Here is a 13,148-nt window from a genome sequence, read left to right on the forward strand (position 1 = left end):
TTATTCACAACAGGAGCTTTCATGTCGAAGAAATCGGTCTCCGTCGCCCCGCCGGAACGGATCAACATCAAGTACGTGCCCGCCACCGGCGACCAGCAAGCCGAAGTGGAATTGCCGTTGAAGATGCTGATCACCGGCGACTTCAAAGGCCACGGTGAAGAGACGGCGTTGGAAGAGCGCCAGGCCGTTCGCATCGACAAAGACAACTTTGACGACGTCATGGGCGAAGCCGGCCTGGCCCTGACGATGCAAGTGCCTTCGCGTCTTGGCGAGGCGGGGCAGGAAGACGACACGCTGAACGTGTCGCTGAACTTCAAGCGCATGAAGGACTTCGCGCCTGACGCCATCGCCCGGCAGGTGCCCGAGCTGAACAAGCTGCTGGACCTGCGCGAAGCGCTGGTGGCGCTTAAGGGCCCGCTGGGCAACGTGCCGGCGTTTCGCAAACAGTTGCAGACGCTGCTGGCCGATGACAAGGCGCGCACGGCGCTGGCCAAGGAACTGAACCTTGTGTTGGACAAGCCGGCCGCGTAAGCCGCCCTTGCTGTCGCAATGCCAAACCGCAATCAAAGGATATGAGCATGAAGGCCCAAGCCGCCGCCAAGTTGGAAGATAAGCCGTCGATCGGGTTGCTGGAGCAGATCATGGCCCAGACCCGCATCGAACCCAGTCACGAAGGCTATGCCGTGGCCGAGCGCGGGGTTGCCGCGTTCATCTCGGAAATTCTACGAACGCAAGAGCCGCAACAACAGGTCAACAAGCAGCTGGTCGACCAGATGATTGCGCAGATCGATCGCAAGCTGGGTCTGCAAATGGACGCCATCCTGCACCAGGCGCCGTTGCAAGAGCTGGAGTCGGCCTGGCGCGGCCTGAAGCTGCTGGTGGACCGTACCGATTTTCGCGAGAACATCAAGATCGAAGTCCTGCACGTCACCAAAGACGAAATGCTGGAAGACTTTGAAAGCGCCGGCGACATCACGCGCAGCGGCTTGTACAAGCAGGTCTACACGGCTGGCTACGGGCAGTTCGGCGGCGAGCCGGTGGCCACCATCGTCAGCAACTACACGTTCGGCCCGTCGTCGCCCGACATCAAGCTGCTTGCCTATGTGGCTTCCGTGGGCGCCATGTCGCACGCGCCGTTCCTGGCCGCGGCCGGGGCAGAGTTCCTGAACATCAAGAGCTTCCAGGAACTGCCCAACCTGAAGGAAGTGCGAGACATCTTCGAAGGCCCGCGCTTTACCAAGTGGCGCGGCCTGCGCGAATCCGAAGACGCGCGCTACCTGGGCCTGACGATGCCGCGCTTCCTGCTGCGCCAACCGTACGACCCGCTGGAAAATCCCGTCAACAGTTTCAACTACCGCGAAACCATCGACGGGGCTCACGAGAACTACTTGTGGGGCAACACGTCGTACCTGCTGGCCAGCCGCATCACCGACAGCTTTGCCAAGTACCGCTGGTGCCCCAACATCATCGGCCCCTTGTCGGGCGGCGCGGTGGACGACCTGCCGGTGCACCTGTACGAATCGCTGGGTCAGTTGCAGGCCAAGATCCCCACCGAAGTGCTGATCTCGGACCGCAAGGAATTTGAGCTTGCCGAAGAGGGCTTCATCGCGCTGACGATGCGCAAGGACAGCGACAACGCCGCGTTCTTCTCGGCCAACTCGGTGCAAAAACCCAAGCTGTTCCAGAAGACGCCGGAAGGCCAGGCCGCGCAGACCAACTTCAAGCTGGGCACGCAACTGCCGTACATGTTCATCGTCAACCGCCTGGCGCACTACATCAAGGTGTTGCAGCGCGAGCAGATCGGCAGCTGGAAAGAACGCCAGGATCTGGAGCGCGAACTGAACACGTGGCTGCGGCAGTACATCGCCGACCAGGAAAGCCCGTCCGCCGATGTGCGCAGCCGTCGCCCGCTGCGCGCCGCCAAGGTCATGGTGCAGGACATCGATGGCAATCCCGGTTGGTACCAGGTGTCGCTGGCGGTGCGTCCGCACTTCAAGTACATGGGCGCCAACTTCGAGCTGTCGCTGGTTGGCAGGCTGGACAAGGAATAAAGGGGCAGGCGGATGCCCAGGTCGCGGGGGCAGGGCAGTTTGTTCGAACGGCTGGTGCCGGACGCCCAGCCCCGGCGCACCCGTTCCCGGCAGGAGCTGGCCGCCGAACGCATCCACGCCATCAAACGCCACCTGGAACGCATCCTCAATAGCCGCCGGGGCTGCTCGATGAGCAGCCCCAAGCTGGGGCTGCATGATTTCAACGACGCCGCGATGGGCAGCGCCGACTTGCTCGCGCACGTCAGCCAGGACATCCGCGCGTCGGTTCTGGCTTTTGAACCGCGCATCAAGGTCCTGCATGTGCATTCGCGGCCGGACCCTGCCCAACCCCTTAGTTTGAACTTCAGGCTGGAATGCCTGGTGCCGGTCATGAACCACGAAGAACAAGTGGAGATCGATCTGGTGATTCACCATCAGGACCGGTACGCCCGGGTTGTTTGAGCGCGGTGCCACGGAGGCGGGACGACATGCCGTTGCGAGGAAAATTTCGCGAAGAGATCGATTACCTGCGGCGGCTTGGACGCGAGTTCGCGCGTGACAACCCACAGCTGTCGCAGTTTTTGGGGGACGAGGCCGCCGACCCTGACGTGGAACGGCTGCTCGAGGGCTTTGCGTTCCTGACGGCCAAGCTGCGCCTGAAGATCGAAGACGACCTACCGGAACTTACCCATTCGCTGCTGCAACTGCTTTGGCCGAATTACCTGCGGCCCTTGCCCAGCGCGACCATCATGCGGTTCACCCCGGTCGAACGCGCGATCACGACGCGGCAGGTGATTCCGAAGGGCACGCGCGTGCTGTCGCGACCGGTCGATGGCACCCGTTGCCAGTTTCGTACCAGCACGGATGTGGTGATCTATCCGCTGGAAATCGTCGAGGTCAGCGATGCGCATACGCGCGAAAAATCCATCATGCGCGTCGATCTGGCGCCGCTGGCGGGGAATGCCATCGATACCTTCGACTGCGACAAACTGGATTTTCATCTGTCGGGCGACGACACCACCGCCATGACGCTGTACCTGTGGCTGTCTTGCTACCTGGGCGAAATCCGCCTGGAAGCCGGGGGGCAGACGCGCACGCTCTCGCCCCGGCAGGTCACGTTTCCCGGTTTTGCGCCCGAAGAATCGCTGCTGCCGTATCCCAGGAATGTCTTCGATGGGTATCGCATCCTTCAGGAATATTTCATTTTTCCGCGTCGCTTCCTGTTCTTCAGCCTGAATGCGCTGCGCTCGTTGTGGCCCGAGGCCACGACCGAACGCGTGCGGCTGGAATTCCATTTCACGCGGCCCATGCCCGCCGACATCCGGCTGCGCATCGGTGATCTGGCCTTGTATTGCGCGCCCGCGGTGAATCTGTTCGAGCAGGATGCCGAGCCGATCAACCTGAATGGGCGCGCGGTGGACCAGCGACTGTTGCCCGGCGGCCACCGCGCCGACGCATGCGAAATATTCAGCATCGACGAAGTTACTGGCTGGCAGAGAGTCGCCGAAGGCAAGCGCGGCCGCTACCTGCGCACGTTTCATCCGTTTGAATCGCTGCAACACGAAATCGAACACGCACGCGGCCGCCACGCGCTGTACTACCGCAGCCGCATCGAAAACGCCATCGGCGAGCAGGGCGTCGCGCATCGCATTGCGTTTATCCGTGGCGACGAAACCGACTACATCGACGAAGACGAAACCGTCTCGCTGGCGCTGACGTGCACCAATCGAGACTTGCCGCTGGCATTGGGCGTGGGCGATATCTGCGTGCAGACGCAGACGACGCCCACGTTCGCCACGTACAGCAACATCGTGCGCCCGACCGCGCCGTACCGGCCGGTATTGGACGGCGCGTTGCAGTGGACGCTGATCTCAAACCTGTCGCTGAATTATCTGTCGCTGCTGTCCACCGAACCGCTGAAGGCTGTCTTGCGTGCCTATGACTTCGCGGCCTTGCATGACATCCAGCATGCGCGCGCCGGCAGCAAGCGGCTGGACGGAATCGGCGACGCCGTCACGCAACCCACCGACCTGCTCATGAAGGGCTTGCCGATACGGGGCCTGAAGACGCGGCTCAAGCTGGATCCCGCCGCGTTTCTCTGCGAGGGCGATCTGTATCTGTTCGGCACGGTGTTAAGCCACTTCTTTGCCTTGTACGCCAGCATCAATTCCTTCCACCTGCTGGAAGCCGCCAACACCGGTAACAACGAGCACTACGAATGGCCGATGCAAACAGGAAGACAACCGCTGATCTAGCGGACCATTTGCTGGCCGATGCGAAGAACTACGACTTCTTCCGGTTGCTGGAGCAACTGCACGGCCTGCATGACGATGACCTGGAGTCCCGGGATAGCCACGAGCCCGAGCGCCAGCGTGTGCGCCTGAGCAGCTACGCGGGGCTGGGGTTTCCCGCATCGGACGTGGCGTTGGCGGAACGCATGCCTGCCGGCGCGCGCGCCGACTACCACGTGCAGGCCACGTTCTTCGGCCTGCACGGGCCGGATTCCCCGTTGCCCGGCCACTACCTGGACCGGCTGGCCTACGAGTACGGCCAAGGCGTGGGCATCCGCCCGGCGTTTCTGGATTTTTTCAACCATCGGCTGTTGACGCTGCTGCATCAGGCGTGGCGCAAATACCGCTACTACGTCAGGTTTCGGCGGGAAGCGCGGGATCGGTTTTCTCGCTATGTGTTTGCCATGGTGGGCCTGGGCGACGTCGAACTGCGCGGCGCCACGCCCATCCCCTGGAGCCGGCTGTTGAGTTTTGCCGGCGTTATCGCCAGCCGCAGCCGCTCGCCGCAGGTGGTGTCGGGCATCGTCGCGCATTGCTTTGACCTGAAGCACGTGGGCGTGCGCGAGTTCGAGCAGCGCTACATGCATGTGGCGGACAGCCAGCGCTTGCGGCTTGGACGTCGCAACGGAGTGCTGGGCGACAGCTTCGTGGTGGGCGGGCGGGTGCGCACGCGCTACAGCAAGTTCTCCATTGTGATCGGCGACCTGGATCAGGCGCGGTTCCGGGAATTCCTGCCCAGCGGCGAGAACTTCGAACGACTGCGCAAGCTGATCGACTTCCTGTTGCGCGACCCCGCCGCCTATGACCTGGAACTGGGCTTGCGGCATGACCAGGTGCCGCCCTTCAACCTGGGACGCGACACCGGCGCCCACCTGGGCTGGACCAGCTTTGTCCAGCACACGGCGGCGCGCCGACCATTCACCGTTCGTATCAAGGCCCGTCTATGACCGCTACCGCAACCTCGCCCACGGCGTTGGCGCTTGTTGTCGCCAACCCCGGATCCCTGATTCACGGCAGCAAGCCGCGTCACAGTTTTGACGCCGCCGGCGGCACGATAGGGGGACGTGGCGCCGATTGGACGCTGCCCGACAAGAGCGGACGCGTCGACCCGATTCACAGCGAAATCGTCTATCGCGATGCCGCCTTTTGCGTCGTGGACCGCAGCGGCCAGACGCGCGTGAATGATGCCGACGCGCCGCTGGGCAAGATGGTCGGCGCCAAGCTGCGTGACGGCGACGTCCTGCACATTGGCCCGTACCACATCACCGTGCACCTGAATCATCCGCACCAGGAATTGCTGGACCCGGCGCGGCACCTGGCGCAGTACGGGGTAGGCGAGATCCTGGAAGGCGAGTCCAGCGGCCATGACGACTTGCCTGCCGGTTCCTACGTGTTTGAACAAGACGCCGCGCCAGCGCCTGTGGACGCGGACTTTCTGGCGCTGAGCACACCGTTTGACGCGCGTGCCGACAGCGACCCCTTGCGGGCGCTGGATGCCGCCGAGCGCGCCGCCGCGTCGCCTCCCGTGGTGATGGAACCGTGGGATGTGCGCCGCGGCGGCTCGGCCGCGCCGACCCAGGCAGACCTTGCCACCACGCGATTCGAAGCCGTGACGGGGTCGCCCGTGACCGGCTCTCCCTTGCCATTTCCCGGAGAAGTTTCCATGCCGAAGTCCCTGCATAAACCATCGCCCCAACCGTATCGCCTGAACAACCGGCAGGCCATGGTGGGCGATCCGACCGAGGCCGCCGAGCTGTTGATGCAAGGGCTGGAGGTGCCGCTGGGGCCGCTGGACGTGCAGGCCGGACAGGCGCTGTTGCACGAGGCCGGGCAGGCGCTTAATGCCGCCATTCGCGGCATCGCCCGGGTCTATGCTGAGCAACCGGACGCCGCGCAGCCACGGCGGCTGTTGGGCCGCAGCCTGCAACCGATTGAAGACAACCCCTTGCGACTGGGCCTGAGCTATCCCGACACGGTGCGCGCCATGTTCGCCACCGATCGCAGCGTGGTGCACCTGTCGCCCAAGGCGGCGGTCGACGAAAGCCTGGCGCAGTTGCACGCGCACCACGGCGCGGTCACGCTGGCAATCCAGGCCGGGTTGGACGCGGTGTTGCGCAGCCTGGCGCCGGCGCTGCTGCTGCAACGCTTCAACCGTTACCGCCCCGACCAGGCATCGGATGCGGGCGGCGGCGATGGCTGGGCGTGGGGCATGTACACGCACTACTACGACGAGCTGGCATCCACACGCCAACGCGGCTTCGAAAAACTGTTCTGGGACGTGTTCGAGCAGGCGTACGACCGGGTGTTGCGGGCGGAGGCCGAATGAAGCGGCTTGTTGTCGTTGTCTTGCTGTCCACGCTGTTGACTGCCTGCGGCACGGTGGGCGATGTGCTGTCCAAGACGGGGCAGATTCTGATGGACCCGTCCATTCCGATCGGGCCACCCGATGAACAGCCTTCGCTGGTGGGCCTGAGCCTGTACGCCGCCGCCGACGTCAACCCCAACCCCGCCAGCATGCCGGACGACAGCGCCGATACCGGGCCGGACCCCGCGTCCAACCGTGAGGAAGGGCCGCTTGAGGTCAAGCTGAAAAGCGGCGACCGCCAGGAGCTGATCGAAAGCCTGCGCAGCCTGCTTGAGGAACTGGAAGAGGGGCGCCCGTCCTTGCACCCCTTGCGGCGCGTGGATACCGGGTCGTCCAAGTTGTGGCGTGATCCGGCCGAGGTGGCGCAGGAGACGGAGGCGGCGGACGTGGCGGACGCGCAGGGCGTGGAGGGTGTGGCAAGCCATGCACCGCCCAAGTCCGTGCCTGCGTCCGGTCCGTCGACGGGCGCCGTCGTCACGCGCGACCTGACGGTGCCGCCGGGCATTTCGGCGCACTACCTGCCGGGGCGGCAATTTGGTTCCGGGCGGCACGTGCTGGAGCAGGGCTTTTCAGGCGTGCCCTTGCCGCTGGGCGGTGGCTTGGCCAGCGCGCCGGCGACCGAGGCGCCCGGCGCGATGGCGCCGATGGGGGGCGCGGGCGACCTGGGTTCCGGCACGGGCGGCGACACGGGCACGGGTTCGGGCACCGGCACAGGCCTGGGCCTTGGGCTGGGCCAGTACAGCCGAGGGGCCAGCCTGCCACCGGCCGATCCCGCCCCGCCGCCGCGCGGCGCCGCGACCCCCATCGCCTTCAGGGTGCTGCAACTGAAAGACGATTCGTTGCTGCTGAACGCGGACCCGGAGCAACTGGCCAAGGATTTGAAAAAGGCGCTGGGCAGCACCTATATCAGCCAGGACGACTATGTGTTGCAGCCGGGCCAGTTCAAATTCATCGACTTTGCCCGCATCGATAAAGACACCCGCTACGTCGCCATCGTGGCCGACTTCCACGATCAGAACGGCGCGGTATGGAAGCAAGCTTTCCGACTGGAACCCAATGGCCGCCGCTACGCGCTGTTGATGACGTTGCACGGCAACCGCGTCGGCATTGTCGATGAGAGCTTTCGCGCGTCGCAACCGAGATCCCAACCATGACTACACGCAACCCCGTCATCTGGAACGAAGGGCTGTTCGTCAAGCCCCAGCACTTTCAGCAGCAGGCCCGCGCCCTGGAACACCACGCGAACCAACGCATCGGCGGGGTCAGCGAACACCTTTATGGGCTGAGCGAACTGGAGCTGAACCAGGAATACCTGAGCTTCGGCAAAATCGCCATCGTGCGGGCCCGAGGCGTGATGCCGGACGGCACGGTGTTCGATATCCCCAACGACCAGCCGCCGCCCGTGCCGCTGGCCATCACCGATACGTCGTCCGTCAACCAGACCGTCTACCTGACCCTGCCGCTGCGTTCGGACGGGGTGCTGGAAGTGCAATGGCCGGACACCTATGCCAAGGCACGCTACGTGACGCGCAGCGAAGAGGTGCGCGATACGCACAGCCAGGAAGGCGATTACGTGTCGATGGACCTGGCCGCGCCCAACCTTCAGCTGACGCTTGAACGCGAGGACCGCAGCGCGTTCACGGGCGTGGCGCTGTGCCGATTGCTGGATCGGCGCCCGGACGGCAGCTTGCTGTTGGACGACGCGTTCTACCCCACCGGCATGTCGCTGAACGCCATTCCGCCGCTCAAGCGTTACCTGGGCGAGATCGCGGGCCTGATGCGGGAACGCGCCAAGAACATTGCCGAACGCATCGGCTCGCCCGGGCAGGCAGGCGTGGCGGACGTCACCGACTTCAACCTGCTGCTGGTGTTGAACCGGCTGCATCCCTGGTTTTTGCACCTGTCCCGCCTGCGCCATGTGCACCCCGAACAGCTGTACATCGCGTTCAGCCAGGCGTGTGGCGAGCTGGTCACCTTTACCGACGAAGGGCGCTTGCCGCAAGAGTTTCCGGCCTATCAGCACGACGACCCCCGCCTATCGTTCCGGATGCTGGAAGACACGCTGCGACGCGCGCTAAGCACGGTGTTGCAGCCGCGCGCCGTCTCGCTGCCGATCGAGCGCCAGCAATATGGCGTGCTGACCGCCGCCGTGCATGACCGCGCGCTGTATGCGGACGCCGACTTCATCCTGGCCGTGCGCGCGCGCATGCCGCTGGACCGGTTGCGCCAGCAGTTCATGCAGCAGACCAAGGTGGCGTCGATGGAAAAGCTGGGCGAACTGGTCAGCTTGCAACTGCCGGGCATCCCCTTGCAGCCGTTGCCGGTCGCGCCGCGCCATTTGCCGTTCCACGTGGGGTTCACGTATTTCCAGTTCGACCGCAGCCATCCTTCCTGGCAGATGCTTCGGGATACCGCGGGTTTCGGCCTGCACATCGCCGGCGACTACCCCGAGATGGAATTGCAACTGTGGGCCATCAGGAGCCAATGACATGACGACCCCCGCCACCACCGAGCGTCCCAGCGGCAAGTTCCTGCGCACATCCGCCACGCCCGAAATCAACGACAAAGCGCGCATCGGCTACGACACCATCGGCCATATCGACCGCGACGAAGACCTGGGCTTTCAGCTGCGCGGGCACGGCTACAACCCCTTGGTGGACGGCGCGCTGCCGCTGTTCGGCCTGGTGATCCGCCTGCGCAAACTAAGCGAATACGACGACATCCAAGACCTCTACGCCACCGTACGCGACCAGATATCCGCGCTGGACGAAGAAATCCGCCAGCATGGCTACGACGGCGCCACGCAGCTGGCGTACCGCTATGCGCTGTGCACCTTTATCGACGAAGCCGTGATGGGCACGCCCTGGGGCGCGCATTCATCATGGGCGGAACGCTCGCTGCTAAGCGTGAACCACAGCGAGACCTGGGGCGGCGAGAAATTCTTCACGGTCCTTTCGCGCATGATGATGGACCCCGCGCGCTATCGCGACGTGCTGGAATTCAAATACCTATGCCTGTGCCTGGGCTTCAAAGGCAAGTATGGCTTGCAGCACAACCAGAACGAGGCACTGCAAACCATCATCGTCAAGCTGCACCGCGCCTTGCGCGAACTGCGCGGCGAAACCCCGGAAGCCCTGACAGACGCCAGCACCAACATCGCATCCCGCCGCTATCGCGTCGGACGCCAATGGCCCTGGTGGACGCCCTGGCTCAGCGCCGCGCTACTGCTGGCCGCCCTATACGCCGCATTTGCGCTCAGCCTGGGCAGCACCACCGACATCGTGCTGCATTCGCTGGACGGGATCTTGAAGAACTAGGCTGATGAGCGCGGGCGCGCGCGTGGGGCCGGGGCGGCATGGAGCCCCGATGTCGTACCGTTCCGATGTGCGGTTTGAGTTTTCGGTTCAGGCCGGCCCTGCCGCACATAAGCCGCCGAATGGCGCATTTAGGGACGGACCATGACCGCTGCGTCCGGGCGAAGCGAGTACACTTGTCCGCCGTTTTGCTTTCAGCCCCAGAATTCTCCATGATCTCCACCGCATGCGGCGTCGACTTCGGTACGTCTAACTCCACCGTCGGCTGGAGCCGCCCCGATCAGCGCGCGCTTCTCGCCCTGGAAGACGGCAAGACCACCTTGCCGTCGGCCATTTTCTTCCATGACGAAGACGCCGAGGTCAGCTACGGCCGCGCGGCGATTTCCGATTATCTGGCGGGTTACGACGGACGCTTGATGCGTTCGATGAAAAGCTTGCTGGGCAGTTCGCTGATCGACGGGTCCACGGAGGTGCAGGGGCGTTCCATTCCGTTCCGCGTGCTGCTGACGCGCTTTATCGCCGAGCTGAAGCGGCGCGCCGAAACGGCTGCCGGCCGGGACTTTACGCGCGCCGTGCTGGGCCGGCCGGTGTTCTTTGTTGATGACAACACCACCGCCGACCAGACCGCGCAGGATACGCTGGGCGAGATCGCGCGCAGCGTCGGGTTCACCGATATCGAATTCCAGTTTGAGCCGCTGGCCGCCGCGTTCGACTACGAATCGCAGATTGACCGCGAAGAGCTGGTGCTGGTCATCGACATCGGCGGCGGTACGTCCGACTTTTCCTTGATCCGCCTGGGTCCGGGCCGCGCCGCCAAGGCGGACCGGCGCGAAGATATCCTGGCGTACGGCGGCGTGCATATCGGCGGGGTGGATTTCGATAAGCAACTGAGTCTGGCGCACGTGATGCCCTTGCTGGGGCTGGGCAGCCAGTTGCGTAGCGGCAAGGATGTGCCGTCGACCCAATACGGCAACCTGGCCTGCTGGCACACCATCAACCAGGCCTACACGCGCAAGGCGGCAGAGCACTTTGCGTACATCCGTGCCGAAGCCGGCGACCGTGACAAGATCGACCTGCTGTTGAACCTGGTAAAGCAGCGCGCCGGCCACTGGGTGGCGGTGCAGGTGGAAGAGGCCAAGATCGCGCTGTCTGAACATCCGGCCGCGCGCATTGATCTGTCGCGCGTGGCCCCGGACTTGGGCGTGGACGTGACGCGGGCTTCGTTTGACGCCTGCGTCAGCCGCCTGATTGAAAAGGTGGAAATCACCGTTGGGGCCTTGCTGCGCGACGCGGGCGTGGCCACGGCCGATGTGGACACGGTGTTTTTTACTGGCGGCTCCAGCCGGGTGCCGCGCTTGCGCGAGACCGTGTCGGCCCTGGTGCCGGGTGCGCGCAGCGTGGAAGGCGACCTGTTCGGCAGCATCGGCGCCGGCCTGGCGCTGGACGCCAGACGCAAGTTCGACTAAGCCTCTTGCCGTTGCTGGACGCCGGGGGCACGCAGGCCTTGCTTCAGTCCGGCGCTGCACGCCTGAGACAAGCGGGTTCAAGCGCGGGCGCAACCCGCGTGCGCAACCCGTTAATGCGCCGCGCCCGGCGGCGATGGTAAGCTGCAAAGCTTGCCCGGGGCGGCCCGCCGCCCGCTTGTTTCAACAGACCCAGTTGCCGTCATGACCCGCCCATCTTCCGTTAGCGATACGCATCTTGTCGAAACGCTGGTGAACAGCGAAGCGCCGTTTGAAGGCAGCTTTTTGAAGGTTCGCCGCGATACCGTCAGCCTGCCCAACGGCCACACCGCCACCCGCGAATACATCGTGCATCCGGGCGCTGTCGTGGTGATTCCGTTGCTTGACGACGGCCGGGTTCTGCTTGAACGCCAGTTCCGCTACCCGATCGGTCGCGTCATGACCGAATTCCCCGCCGGCAAGCTCGACCCCGGCGAAGACCCGCTGGTGTGCGGCAAACGCGAATTGCTTGAAGAAACCGGCTATACCGCCGACCAGTGGGCGCATGCCGGCGCGTTGCATCTGGCGATTGCCTATTCCACCGAGATCATCCACATTTTTTTTGCGCGCGGCCTGCGCGCCGGCGACAGGCAACTGGACCAGGACGAATTCCTGGATGTGATCAGCGCCGAACCCAGCGAACTTCTGGCTGCATGCAGCCGTGGCGAAGTCACCGACGCCAAGACCTTGACGTGCGTGTTGTGGATGCAAAACGTCTTGTCGGGCGCGTGGAAGCTGGACTGGCAAGACAACGCCGCCTAGCCGTCACGGCAAGCCAGTCGCCATGGCCGCATTCCCTGTCCTGATCCAGCCGTCCGGCCTGCGTTTCGATGCCGAGGCGGACAGCTCGGTGCTGTTGGCGGCCCAGGCGGCCGGCATCAAGCTGCCCAGTTCGTGCCGCAACGGCACGTGCCGGGCCTGCATGTGCCTGATGCTGGATGGCTCGGTGACGTACTCGGTGCAATGGCCCGGGTTGTCGCGGGACGAAAAGGAAAAAGGTTGGATCCTGCCATGCGTGGCCCGCGCGACCTCGGCGCTTGAGATCCAGGCCCCGCTTGCCGAGCCGCTTGCGCCTACGGCGCCGGTCGCGCGCCCGTTGACGGGGGCGCGGCGTTGAAGGCGGCCAAGGATGCCCGACCGCCCTGAGCCCGTCTATACGCGCCCTGAGCCCGTCTATACGCGTCTTAAGCCAGTCTCTGCGCGCCCTAAAATCCCTGCACCCCCTAAGCCCATCCCTGCACCCCCTAAGCCCATCTCTGCGCGGCCAAAGGCAGGACCGCCATCGCCATGCCTGCCGCCATGCCCAGCACCAAGCCGACAAACGGCGCGGCGCCCGCCGCTTGCGCAATCCCCACGCCCAGTCGTGCGCCGACCACCATGCCGGCAGCCATCAGCGCGGCGCACAACATGCGCGCCGGGGCCGACGGCGCGCCGGGCCAGGGCGCCAGCGCCGCCAGTGCCATCGCGACGCTGGTGGCGGGCATCAGGACGGCATGCCGCCACGCCAGCTCCCACCAGCTGCCCGGCGCGCCGCATTCGCTGGCGAGCAAGGGGGCGGGCGTCTGGCGCGTGTCGATGGCCAGCCCGATGAGCATGGCCGCCACGCAAGCCAGCCATAGCCATGTCATGGCGCGCGCTGCCCGCGT

Annotated in this window: 13 protein-coding genes; 12 read left to right on the forward strand and 1 reads right to left on the reverse strand. The window is 64.7% G+C overall.

What is annotated here, in order from left to right; all coding sequences use genetic code 11:
- The first annotated feature begins 21 nt into the window (after positions 1-21).
- The 12 genes from tssB to AC6LJY_RS19990 all read left to right on the forward strand — a co-directional run bounded on the left by tssB (position 22) and on the right by AC6LJY_RS19990 (position 12,619).
- The gene (gene tssB, locus AC6LJY_RS19935; protein WP_046806996.1) at positions 22-531 is read left to right on the forward strand and encodes a type VI secretion system contractile sheath small subunit; all 510 of its coding nucleotides are present in this window, start codon (positions 22-24) and stop codon (positions 529-531) included.
- 41 nt (positions 532-572) lie between these two features.
- Positions 573-2,051 (forward strand): type VI secretion system contractile sheath large subunit, encoded by a 1,479-nt coding sequence (tssC, locus tag AC6LJY_RS19940; protein WP_046806997.1) that lies wholly within the window; start codon positions 573-575, stop codon positions 2,049-2,051.
- Between the two features lie 12 nt (positions 2,052-2,063).
- Positions 2,064-2,492 carry a type VI secretion system baseplate subunit TssE gene (gene tssE / locus AC6LJY_RS19945; RefSeq protein WP_498136608.1) on the forward strand — a complete coding sequence of 143 codons (429 nt, stop codon included), beginning with the start codon at positions 2,064-2,066 and terminating at the stop codon, positions 2,490-2,492.
- 26 nt (positions 2,493-2,518) lie between these two features.
- Positions 2,519-4,285: a type VI secretion system baseplate subunit TssF gene (gene tssF, locus AC6LJY_RS19950; RefSeq protein WP_046806999.1), complete on the forward strand. Its 1,767-nt coding sequence runs from the start codon at positions 2,519-2,521 to the stop codon at positions 4,283-4,285.
- Complete coding sequence (gene tssG / locus AC6LJY_RS19955) at positions 4,249-5,268, forward strand: type VI secretion system baseplate subunit TssG (protein WP_046807007.1); 1,020 nt, start codon at positions 4,249-4,251, stop codon at positions 5,266-5,268. Before tssF ends, tssG begins: the two co-directional genes overlap by 37 nt.
- Positions 5,265-6,647 carry a type VI secretion system-associated FHA domain protein TagH gene (tagH, locus tag AC6LJY_RS19960; protein ID WP_498136609.1) on the forward strand — a complete coding sequence of 461 codons (1,383 nt, stop codon included), beginning with the start codon at positions 5,265-5,267 and terminating at the stop codon, positions 6,645-6,647. The genes tssG and tagH overlap by 4 nt, the downstream gene beginning before the upstream one ends.
- On the forward strand, positions 6,644-7,840 hold the full coding sequence (gene tssJ / locus AC6LJY_RS19965; RefSeq protein WP_498136610.1) for a type VI secretion system lipoprotein TssJ: 1,197 nt from the start codon (positions 6,644-6,646) through the stop codon (positions 7,838-7,840). The genes tagH and tssJ overlap by 4 nt, the downstream gene beginning before the upstream one ends.
- Entirely contained in the window at positions 7,837-9,174 is a 1,338-nt protein-coding gene (gene tssK, locus AC6LJY_RS19970) for a type VI secretion system baseplate subunit TssK (protein WP_498136611.1), read from the forward strand. Before tssJ ends, tssK begins: the two co-directional genes overlap by 4 nt.
- A gap of 1 nt (position 9,175) precedes the next feature.
- The gene (icmH, locus tag AC6LJY_RS19975; RefSeq protein ID WP_082134626.1) at positions 9,176-10,003 is read left to right on the forward strand and encodes a type IVB secretion system protein IcmH/DotU; all 828 of its coding nucleotides are present in this window, start codon (positions 9,176-9,178) and stop codon (positions 10,001-10,003) included.
- A 209-nt stretch (positions 10,004-10,212) separates the two neighbouring features.
- Positions 10,213-11,466: an Hsp70 family protein gene (locus AC6LJY_RS19980; RefSeq protein ID WP_314358734.1), complete on the forward strand. Its 1,254-nt coding sequence runs from the start codon at positions 10,213-10,215 to the stop codon at positions 11,464-11,466.
- A 201-nt stretch (positions 11,467-11,667) separates the two neighbouring features.
- Positions 11,668-12,264: an NUDIX domain-containing protein gene (locus tag AC6LJY_RS19985; RefSeq protein ID WP_319308799.1), complete on the forward strand. Its 597-nt coding sequence runs from the start codon at positions 11,668-11,670 to the stop codon at positions 12,262-12,264.
- A gap of 22 nt (positions 12,265-12,286) precedes the next feature.
- On the forward strand, positions 12,287-12,619 hold the full coding sequence (locus tag AC6LJY_RS19990; RefSeq protein ID WP_498136612.1) for a 2Fe-2S iron-sulfur cluster-binding protein: 333 nt from the start codon (positions 12,287-12,289) through the stop codon (positions 12,617-12,619).
- A gap of 127 nt (positions 12,620-12,746) precedes the next feature.
- Here the strand turns inward: AC6LJY_RS19990 and AC6LJY_RS19995 are convergent, their stop codons facing one another.
- Positions 12,747-13,130, reverse strand: coding sequence for a hypothetical protein (locus AC6LJY_RS19995; RefSeq protein WP_498136613.1), 384 nt, complete (start codon positions 13,128-13,130; stop codon positions 12,747-12,749).
- Between the last annotated feature and the right edge of the window lie 18 nt (positions 13,131-13,148).

The organism is Achromobacter sp. RT286_PF (assembly GCF_059760425.1).

Coding starts and splice junctions, on each gene's coding strand:
- tssB (WP_046806996.1), top strand. CDS start 22: ATGTCGAAGAAATCGGTCTCCGTCGCCCCGCCGGAACGGATCAACATC.
- tssC (WP_046806997.1), top strand. CDS start 573: ATGAGCATGAAGGCCCAAGCCGCCGCCAAGTTGGAAGATAAGCCGTCG.
- tssE (WP_498136608.1), top strand. CDS start 2,064: ATGCCCAGGTCGCGGGGGCAGGGCAGTTTGTTCGAACGGCTGGTGCCG.
- tssF (WP_046806999.1), top strand. CDS start 2,519: ATGCCGTTGCGAGGAAAATTTCGCGAAGAGATCGATTACCTGCGGCGG.
- tssG (WP_046807007.1), top strand. CDS start 4,249: ATGGCCGATGCAAACAGGAAGACAACCGCTGATCTAGCGGACCATTTG.
- tagH (WP_498136609.1), top strand. CDS start 5,265: ATGACCGCTACCGCAACCTCGCCCACGGCGTTGGCGCTTGTTGTCGCC.
- tssJ (WP_498136610.1), top strand. CDS start 6,644: ATGAAGCGGCTTGTTGTCGTTGTCTTGCTGTCCACGCTGTTGACTGCC.
- tssK (WP_498136611.1), top strand. CDS start 7,837: ATGACTACACGCAACCCCGTCATCTGGAACGAAGGGCTGTTCGTCAAG.
- icmH (WP_082134626.1), top strand. CDS start 9,176: ATGACGACCCCCGCCACCACCGAGCGTCCCAGCGGCAAGTTCCTGCGC.
- AC6LJY_RS19980 (WP_314358734.1), top strand. CDS start 10,213: ATGATCTCCACCGCATGCGGCGTCGACTTCGGTACGTCTAACTCCACC.
- AC6LJY_RS19985 (WP_319308799.1), top strand. CDS start 11,668: ATGACCCGCCCATCTTCCGTTAGCGATACGCATCTTGTCGAAACGCTG.
- AC6LJY_RS19990 (WP_498136612.1), top strand. CDS start 12,287: ATGGCCGCATTCCCTGTCCTGATCCAGCCGTCCGGCCTGCGTTTCGAT.
- AC6LJY_RS19995 (WP_498136613.1), bottom strand. CDS start 13,130: ATGACATGGCTATGGCTGGCTTGCGTGGCGGCCATGCTCATCGGGCTG.